6 protein-coding genes are annotated in these 8,531 nt (G+C 66.3%); 1 reads left to right on the forward strand and 5 read right to left on the reverse strand.

Going from position 1 to position 8,531, the window contains the following annotated elements:
* Positions 1–1,034, forward strand: a 1,034-nt coding sequence (locus ACI944_RS08465) for an MBL fold metallo-hydrolase (RefSeq protein WP_411718618.1), incomplete at its 5' end; no start/stop codon positions are given.
* A gap of 6 nt (positions 1,035–1,040) precedes the next feature.
* Here the strand turns inward: ACI944_RS08465 and ACI944_RS08470 are convergent.
* The 5 genes from ACI944_RS08470 to ACI944_RS08490 form a co-directional block, all read right to left on the reverse strand.
* The gene (locus ACI944_RS08470; protein WP_411718619.1) at positions 1,041–3,653 is read right to left on the reverse strand and encodes a DEAD/DEAH box helicase; all 2,613 of its coding nucleotides are present in this window, start codon (positions 3,651–3,653) and stop codon (positions 1,041–1,043) included.
* Between the two features lie 200 nt (positions 3,654–3,853).
* Positions 3,854–5,062: a cation:proton antiporter gene (locus ACI944_RS08475; RefSeq protein WP_411718620.1), complete on the reverse strand. Its 1,209-nt coding sequence runs from the start codon at positions 5,060–5,062 to the stop codon at positions 3,854–3,856.
* A 3-nt stretch (positions 5,063–5,065) separates the two neighbouring features.
* Positions 5,066–5,581 carry a cation:proton antiporter regulatory subunit gene (locus ACI944_RS08480; protein ID WP_411718621.1) on the reverse strand — a complete coding sequence of 172 codons (516 nt, stop codon included), beginning with the start codon at positions 5,579–5,581 and terminating at the stop codon, positions 5,066–5,068.
* 85 nt (positions 5,582–5,666) lie between these two features.
* Positions 5,667–7,403 (reverse strand): glycine--tRNA ligase, encoded by a 1,737-nt coding sequence (gene glyS, locus ACI944_RS08485; RefSeq protein ID WP_411718622.1) that lies wholly within the window; start codon positions 7,401–7,403, stop codon positions 5,667–5,669.
* Positions 7,400–8,251, reverse strand: coding sequence for a CBS domain-containing protein (locus ACI944_RS08490; RefSeq protein WP_411718623.1), 852 nt, complete (start codon positions 8,249–8,251; stop codon positions 7,400–7,402). Before ACI944_RS08490 ends, glyS begins: the two co-directional genes overlap by 4 nt.
* Positions 8,252–8,531: the final 280 nt, after the last annotated feature.

Here is an 8,531-nt window from a genome sequence, read left to right on the forward strand (position 1 = left end):
TCGACGCCTGGCGGATCGAGGGGCCGAACGTCGAGTCGACGCACGTCCCGTACATGCGGTTCGTGAGCGCGGGCGTGACCGGCGACGTCGGGTCGCTCGTCGACCCCGAGGAGTCGTACGTGGTCGTTTGTCCCCGCGGCGAGGAGAGCGCCAAGGTGGTCGAACAGCTCGCCGAGGCGGGGATCGAAGCCCGGAACCTCTCCGGCGGGATGGCGGCGTGGGCGGACGTCTACCGGCGGGCGGAAATCGCAGACGGGGCGACCGAGGCGACGGTGTACCAGTATCGCCGCCCCGCGACCGGGTGTCTAGGCTACGCCGTCGTTGACGGCGGCGAGGCGGCGATCGTCGACCCGCTGGCCGCGTTCGTCGACCGGTACGTGGCGGACGCCGCGGCGCTCGGCGCGGAGATCGTCGCCGTCGTCGACACCCACGTTCACGCCGATCACGTCAGCGGGCTTCGGTCGCTCGCCGAGGCGGCCGGCGTGACCCCCTCGGTTCCGGCGGCCGCCGTCGAGCGGGGGATCGAATACGAGGTCGACGCGCTCGCGGACGGCGACGCGCTCGCGGTGGGCGACGCCGAACTCGAGGCCCGGGCGTCGCCGGGGCACACGACGGGATCGGCGTCGCTGCTGGTGGATGGCGTGTTGCTGGCCGGCGACTCGCTGTTCCTCGACGGCGTCGCCCGCCCGGACCTACAGGGCGGCGACGCGGACCCGGAGGCGCTCGCCGCGGAGCTGTACGCGACGCTCACCGAGCGGTTCGCGGGGCTGGCCGACGACACCGTGGTCGCGTCCGGGCACGTCCGGCCGGGGCGGGGCGGTCCCTACACCGCCGACCTCGGGGAGCTCCGGTCGCGGCTGGCGGCGTTCTCGGAGGGGCGCGAGGCGTTCGTCGAGCGGATCGTCGGGTCGGTCGGGGAGCCGCCGGCGAACCACGAGCGGATCGTCGCGATCAACCTCGGCCGGGAGACGGCCGACGACGACGCGGCGTTCGAGCTCGAACTCGGGCCGAACAACTGCGCCGTCGCGGAGTGAGCCGGCTCACTCGGCGTCGGCGTCGGGGTTGGAGTCGGGGCCAGGATCGGAGTCAGCGTCGGTATCGGAGTTGGCGTCGGGGCCAGGGCCAGGGCCGGGGGCGGCGTCGGAATCGGAGTCGGCGTAGGGACTCGCGGTTACCGTCCGGATCCGGTCGGCCGTCACCTCGCCGACGCCGTCGACCGCGAGGAGGTCCTCCTCCGTCGCGCCCATGACGGCCTCAACGCTGCCGAAGTGCGCAAGGAGCGCCCGCGCGGTGACGGGGCCGACCTCGGCGACCGCCCCGACGACATACTCCTGTTGTTCCGCGAGCGTCTTGCCGCCCTTCTCGCCGTGGACCGAGACGCTCCGGTCGTCGGTCTCCTGCTCGCGGCGGGCGATCACCTCGAGGAGGTCGGCGGTGTCGTCGGCGTCGGTCGTCCGGAGGACGCTCGCGCCGAAATCGACCGCGAGCGAGGCGATCGCGCCCCGGATCGCGTTCGGGTGGACGTTCCGGGCCTCGTAGAGGCGCTCGCCCTCGATGACGACGACCGGGCGGGCGTAGTGGCGGGCGGCCGCGCCGACCTGCTCGAACAGCGACCGGTCGCCGCCGACGAGCGTCTCGAGGAAGTCCTCGACCGCCTTGCGCTCGACGACGACCCGATCCGAGAGGACGTAGTCGCCGACCTCGAGCGTCTCGAGCCGCGTCTCGATGCCCTCGCGGGTCGAGAGGTCGCGGGCGATGTGTGTATCGAGTTCGCGCTGGTCGGCGACGATCTCGATCCCCTCGGCCGTCGGTTCGGCGACGGTCGGCTCCGGGTCGTCCGGCCCGGAATCCGCTCCGTCGGGGGGCGAATCCGTTCCTTCCGACGGCGTCCGATCGTCGGACGTGGAACCGGAGGCCGTCCCCGAGAAGTCGGCGAGGCCGGCCTGGCCTCGCGCGTCGATATCGGTGTCGGCGGCACCCGTATCGCCGGGGCTCGCGGCGGCTTCGCCTCCAGGATCCTCGCTCCCGTTCCGGTCGGCGTCCGCACCCGCGCCGTCGGGGGGGTCGAACTCGCCGATCCCGACCTGTTGTCGGATCTCGGATTCGATCTCGCCCTCAAGATTCTTTAGCTTCCGGAGCTCCTCCTCCATCTTTTTCTCCTCGTTCCGCGAAATCCAGAAAAACGCCTCATCGCGAGTGTCCTCCGCGAGGAGCACGACCACACGGCCGTCGCTGGCTCGCCCGGTCCGGCCCTTGCGCTGGATCGAGCGGATGCCCTTCGGCACCGGTTCATAAAAGAGGACAAGATCGACATCCGGGACGTCGAGACCCTCCTCCGCAACCGAGGTCGAAACGAGAACCTCGAACTCGCCGCCTCGGAACGCGTCGAGGGTGTCTTTTTGTTCGGTCTGGGTCATCCCATCGGAGCCCTCCTTGTCGCCCTGGCCGACGAACCGGCGGGTCGAGAAGTGCTCGCCGAGAAACGCCGTCAGCGTCTCCGCGGTGTCGCGGGACTCAGTGAAGACGATGACGCGTTCGCCGTCCTCGATCCCCAGCGTCTGTGCAAGCAGGATTCGGGCCCGGCGGAACTTCGGGTGGAGGTCGTCGAACGCTTCCGCGCGGCGCATCGCCTCCTTGACACGAGGGTCGCTGACGAAGCGTTGGCTCGCCTTCGACGCCCCGGAAGATTTGGCGTCCTCGCGCTGTCGCTCGAAGTACCGCCGCAACGACTCGACGCTTTGCGTTTCGACCAACTCGACGGCCCGCCGGAGTTTCATGATCTCGGCGTGGGCGCTCATTCCTTTGTACCCCTCGGAGCTGTCGTTGTTGATCAGCTCCTGGAGTTTCGCTCGGATCGCGTTGAGTTGCGATTGAGACATGCTCGGGTCCGTTGAGTTTGTCACACCCAGTTGCTTCAGTTTCGTCAACCGCTCGGAAATCACGTCGTTGAGTGCGTCGCGGATCTCGATGACGGTGTCGGGGAGTTCGACGCGCTCCCACTCGACATCGGTGGTGTGGGTGTGGGCGGCTACGTCGGCGTCGTCCTCGGTCATCACGGCTACGTCGCACAGTCCGAGGTTATCGCAGACGGTCAGGATCTCTTCTTTGTCGCCGCCGGGCGAGGCGCTCATCCCGGTGACAAGCGGCGTCTCGGCGTCGGCGTGGTAGCGGTCGGCGATGTAGTTGTAGGCGTAGTTGCCGGTCGCGCGGTGACATTCGTCGAAGGTGATGTGTGTCACGTCCGAAAGCGAGATTCGGTTGCCGACGAGGTCGTTCTCGATCACCTGCGGCGTCGCACAGATGACCTGCGCGGACTCCCAGAGGTCGGCTCGGTCGTCGGGGCGAACCGCGCCGGTGAAGACGACGATATCGTCGTCGTCCACCGAGAGGGCCTCGCGGTAGAAGGCGGCGTGCTGTTGGACGAGCGGCTTCGTCGGCGCGAGGAGCAACGACCGTCCGCCGTGTTCGGCCAGCCGCTCGGCGGAAACGAGCAGGCTGACGGCCGTCTTCCCGAGTCCGGTCGGCAGACAGACCAGGGTGTGATCGGACGCGGCGGTTTCGGCCAGGCTAAGCTGATAGCTCCGCTTTTCCAGCAGGCCGTCAGCGAGAAGCGGTCCCTGGATGTACTCTGTTTCGCCGGAGGCTGTCGCCATCTACGAATGAATTCGTCGTTTCGCCGTATAAGGGTTCGGCCACCGCGGTGAAAGTGAACCTCCGTCCGATGAATTATATACTGGAACGGGAGCAGGCCCGCTCGTCGTGTGAGCAATCGTCGGCGATCCGCCGAAGCGGGAGCGCGGCGCACGGGTCGTCGGAGGGAACGCGCCGCCTGTTCGCTATTCGTTCGCTTCCATCAGGAGGCTGATCGCCCGTCGACGACGAACCGCTCGAAGAACGACGAGTACTGCATGAGCATCGTCCCGAGGATGCTCATCACGAGGACGTACCCGACCGCGACGGCCGGAATCGTCTCGGCGAGGACGGTCCCACCGGCGACCGCGTCGGCCGCGATGGCCGCGATAATGAGCGAGAACTCCCCGCGCGTGACCATCCCCAGCCCGACCCGGACGTTGCGTCGGTCGTCGAGACCGTAGATTCGGCCGCTGACGAAGCCGGTGAACAGTTTCGTCGGCGCCGTCACGAGGACGAGGACGGCGATGATCCCAGCGACTGCCGGAAAGACGGCCGGATCGGTACGGATCCCGATCCAAAAGAAGAACACGGCCGCGAAGACGTCCCGAAGCGGGATGAGCCGGCGCTCAAGGTCGTGGAGGTGCTCCGTCCCCGAGAAGGCCATCCCGACGAAGAACGCCGCGACGGCCTCGCTGACGCCGATCGCGAGAGCGAACCCGGCGACGAGGACGGTTATCGCGACCGCCCGGAGGACGAACATCTCCTCGGAGTCGACTTCAAGGAATTCCTGGAAAAACCTCGACCCGAACTGGACCGAACTCACGAGCGCGAGCAGAAACACCATCGCGGTACCGACATCGATGGAGATCTCGGTCAGTTCGCCGCCGCCGAGGAGGATCGCCGACAGGACGGCCAAGTAGAAGGCGATGAACAGGTCCTCGTAGACGAGCGTCCCGAGGATCGGGTTTGACTCGTCGTTGGCGATCCACCCCAGATCGATGAGCGACTTCGTGATGACCGCCGACGAGGAGATGTAAACGATCCCTCCGAGGACGAACGCCTCGAGAGGCGACCACCCGAGCGCGAGACCGACCACGACGCCTGCCGGGAGGTTCACGAGCAGGTCGAGCGTCCCCGCTTTGGTGATCCGCTCGCTCGATTCGAGCAGCCGCTCAAGACTGAACTCCAAGCCGAGAAAGAACAGCAAGAAGACGATGCCCAGTTCGGCCAACAGGGTGATGTACGGCTGGAGTTCGATCGCGTACCCCGCCACCATGGGGACGCCGACCCGCCCGAGGACGAAGGGACTCATCAACATCCCGGAGACGACGTAGAAGGGGATCACCGACTGGCCGAGCCGTCGGGCGACCGTCCCGGCGAGGGCGAGAACCGCGAGCACGAGTCCGGTCTCGAGGAGGACCTCCGCCATGGCTCAGGCGTCGTCCGCGTCGCGCCCGTCGGCCCCGTCGCCTCCGGCGACCAGCGATTCCGCCCGATGACAGGCCTCCCGCGTTCCGAGAAGAATCAGCGTGTCGTCGGTCCCGAGGACGGTGTCGGGGCCCGGGTTCGACTCGGTGTCGTCGTCCCGCCGGATCGCGACGACCGACGCACCCGTGACGTTGCGGAGATCAAGCTCCCTGAGCGTCCGGCCGACGACCCCGGAGCCGTCGGGGACCTTGACCCACTCGAGCAGCGAATCGTCGTCCAACATCGTCTCTGTGGTGTCGGTGGCGATCGGCTGGAAGTACGCACCTTCCAGGATGGAGCCGACTTGCCGGGACAGTTGGTCGGTGATCTCGAACAGCTTCACGGAGTCCGCCTCGCCCTCGCGTTTGAACACCTCGCGCTTGCCGGTGTTGTGAATCACGATGATGAGCGTCGACTCGTCGTCGAGGTCGATCTCGAACTTCTTCCCGACGCCCGGGAGGTCGGACTCGTAGACCGTCATACCGATCCGTGCTCCCCCCGAGGTGATAAATGCTACAGACCGATCACGCGGGCTCCGGCGGGAAGCGACAGTCCTCGGGCGTCGATCACAACGCCGACAGCGTTGCGCCGTCGACAAGGCGGCGGATCGCCTCGGGGAGGTCCGCCGTCGGCACGCGGGTCTGCTCCGTTGAGTCCCGTTCTCTGATCGTTACGGTATCCTCGTCTTTGGTCTCGTAGTCCACGGTGACGCAGTAGGGTGTCCCGACTTCGTCCTGTCGGCGGTAGCGCCGCCCGATGTTTCCGGTATCGTCGTAGCTAACCTCGAATCCCTCGGTACGGAGGCGGTCAGCGAGCGAGCGGGCGCGGTCGTCGAGGCCGTCTTTCGTCATCAACGGGAAGACGGCGACCGTCGTCGGAGCCATCGTTGACGGAAGCTCGAGGAACGACCGTTCCTCGCCGTCGACTGTGTCGGTCTCGAGAGCGTGGATCAGAACGCTGTACACGAGTCGATCGACACCGAACGACGGCTCGACGACGTGCGGCGTGATGTGTTCGCCGGCTTCGGTCCGCTCTTCAACGGCGAAGCCGGTCTTCTCGACGGGAACGGTGTAGGTCTCGCCGTCGAACTCGACGCTGACCTCGTCGCCGTCGAACGCGGATCGATCCCAGCCGGCGAGCGTCTTTAGTTCCTCAGCGATCTCGGCCGCGTCGCCGCCGAACTCCGGGCCAAGATAGCTCATGTCCGGATCGACGACGGCGCGCTCGACGGTCTTCGGCTCCTCGTACTGCCGGAACAGGGTGAACGGCTCCTCGGAGTAGTCGCCGTGCTTCGAGAGGTCGTAATCCGACCGGTAGGCAAAGCCCGTCACTTCGATCCAGTTGCCGCCGAGTTCGGTTTCGGCGTCCCAACAGTCGGCGGCGTAGTGGGCACGCTCGCCGGCGAGGTGCTGTCGGTACCGGAATCGGTCCATGTCGATCCCGATCCGATCGTAGAATTCGATCGAACGTCCGAGATAGTAGGCGACCCACTCGCTTTCGAGGATGCCCTCCTCAAGCGCCGACCGCACGGTGAGTGTTTCAACGCCACCGTCGTCAGCGTTCTGTGCCGACGCGGAGTACAACGGCACCTCAACGTCGGCGATCCGCTCGATCGGGGGCTCGTCGCGTTCGGGGTCGATGAAATGCTCCAGTTCGGCCTGCGTAAACTCCCGGACGCGGACCAGCGCCCGTCGGGGAGAGATTTCGTTCCGGTAAGCCCGCCCAATTTGAGCCACACCGAACGGGAGTTGGTTTCTGGCGTACTCCTTCAGGCGGGGGAACTCGACGAAGATCCCCTGTGCTGTCTCAGGACGGAGGTAGCCGGGGGAAGCCGATCCCGGGCCGATGTTCGTCCCGAACATGAGGTTGAACGCCTCGATGGGTTCCTCGGCGAGGGAGGCCCCACAGGACGGACAGGCGATGTCGTGTTCGGCGACGAGTTCGCCGACCCGCTCGGTTCCGAGCGCCTCGGCGTCTTCGATGTCTGTGACCGCATCCTCAACGAGGTGGTCGGCACGGTGGGTCGCGCCACACTCGGCGCACTCGACGATCATGTCGTCGAAGCCGTCGAGGTGGCCGGACGCCTCGAACACCGCCTCGGGCATCACGGTCGGCGCTTCGAGTTCGACGTTGCCGAGTTCGCGGACGAAGAGGTCGCGCCAGGAATCCTCGAGGTTTCTCTTGAGCGCGGCCCCCTCGGGGCCGTACGTGTAGAAGCCGGCGGTACCGCCGTACGCCCCGTTGGAGGCGAAGAAGAACCCGCGACGTTTCGCGAGCTCGGCGAGAGCCGCCGTCTCGCTCATACGAGCGCCCCCAAGAGGTCGACGTCCCGAACGATGCCGACGAGTTCGTCGCCCGAGAGCAGCGGGATCTGCTCGATATCGTTCGACAACATCGACTGTGCGGTCTCGCGTGCGGTCCGGGTCTTCGGGACGGTAATGAGATCCTCGCTCATGAACTCCGAGACCGCGGTCGAGGGGATCTCGACGTTCAGCGTCGGGATCGATCGACTGCCGACGGCTTTGATTCCCTCCCACATCCACTCGTCATCTTGGTTCGCGACGGCGTCTCCGGGATTGGACTCACCCTGCACGACGTGGGCGACATCGATGATGTCGACCTCGGTGATCATCCCGGTCTGTCTGCCGTCGTCGTCAAGCACGATCGCGTAGGCGACGCCGGCGTAGGAAAGCTCCCGCTCGGCGACCGGCAGCGGCGTGCCGTGATAGACCGTGTTGATCTCCCGTGTCGCTAGCCCCCCGACAGTCGTCTCTCCGTCGGATTCGCCCTCCGCGAGGGCCCGAACGAGGTCGGTAACCGTGACAATGCCGAGGAGCTCGCCGTCTTCGACTACGGGCACCCGGCGCTCGCCGGACTCGAGAACGAGCTCGGCGAGGTCGGTGAGCGACGCCGATCGGCCGATGGTCGGGACTTCCCGGGCGAGGAGCGCAAGTTGGTCCTCGTCAGGCTGTTCGATGAGCGACCCTCGGGTGACGAGACCGCGGAACTGCTCCCCGTCGTCATCGACCCGGATGACGGGAACCGACGAGAACCCTCGGTCCTGCAGATACTCGAGTACGTCCTCGCGGGTCCCCGGAATCTCGACGGTGACCACTTCCGACCGTGGTGTCATCGCGTCTGCAACGTTCATACCCGCCCCCTTTCTCCGCCTCCGTACTAAGTCCACCGACCTGCTCTCTCGGGTTTTCTCGGGGATGAGGCCATTTTGTCGGTTCACGACGGGATCGGAGTCCCTTCGGGGAACTATGGCAATCTATAATGAATAACAGCGCGAGTACCACGAGCCACCGTGCCCGTGGGTGAAGCGCGTCACAACACGAACTTTTAACGAGTATCGAACCATACGAGAATATAGTGCAGTCGTCCAAACTCACCCAAACATTGTCGTTCGGACTAGACATCCATACGGG

It is taken from the genome of Natronomonas sp. (genome assembly GCF_046710025.1).
Lineage (GTDB): Archaea > Halobacteriota > Halobacteria > Halobacteriales > Haloarculaceae > Natronomonas.

Excerpts from the sequence above, each read along its gene's own strand:
- ACI944_RS08470 (WP_411718619.1), bottom strand. The coding sequence starts at position 3,653 with ATGGCGACAGCCTCCGGCGAAACAGAGTACATCCAGGGACCGCTTCTC.
- ACI944_RS08475 (WP_411718620.1), bottom strand. The coding sequence starts at position 5,062 with ATGGCGGAGGTCCTCCTCGAGACCGGACTCGTGCTCGCGGTTCTCGCC.
- ACI944_RS08480 (WP_411718621.1), bottom strand. The coding sequence starts at position 5,581 with ATGACGGTCTACGAGTCCGACCTCCCGGGCGTCGGGAAGAAGTTCGAG.
- glyS (WP_411718622.1), bottom strand. The coding sequence starts at position 7,403 with ATGAGCGAGACGGCGGCTCTCGCCGAGCTCGCGAAACGTCGCGGGTTC.
- ACI944_RS08490 (WP_411718623.1), bottom strand. The coding sequence starts at position 8,251 with ATGAACGTTGCAGACGCGATGACACCACGGTCGGAAGTGGTCACCGTC.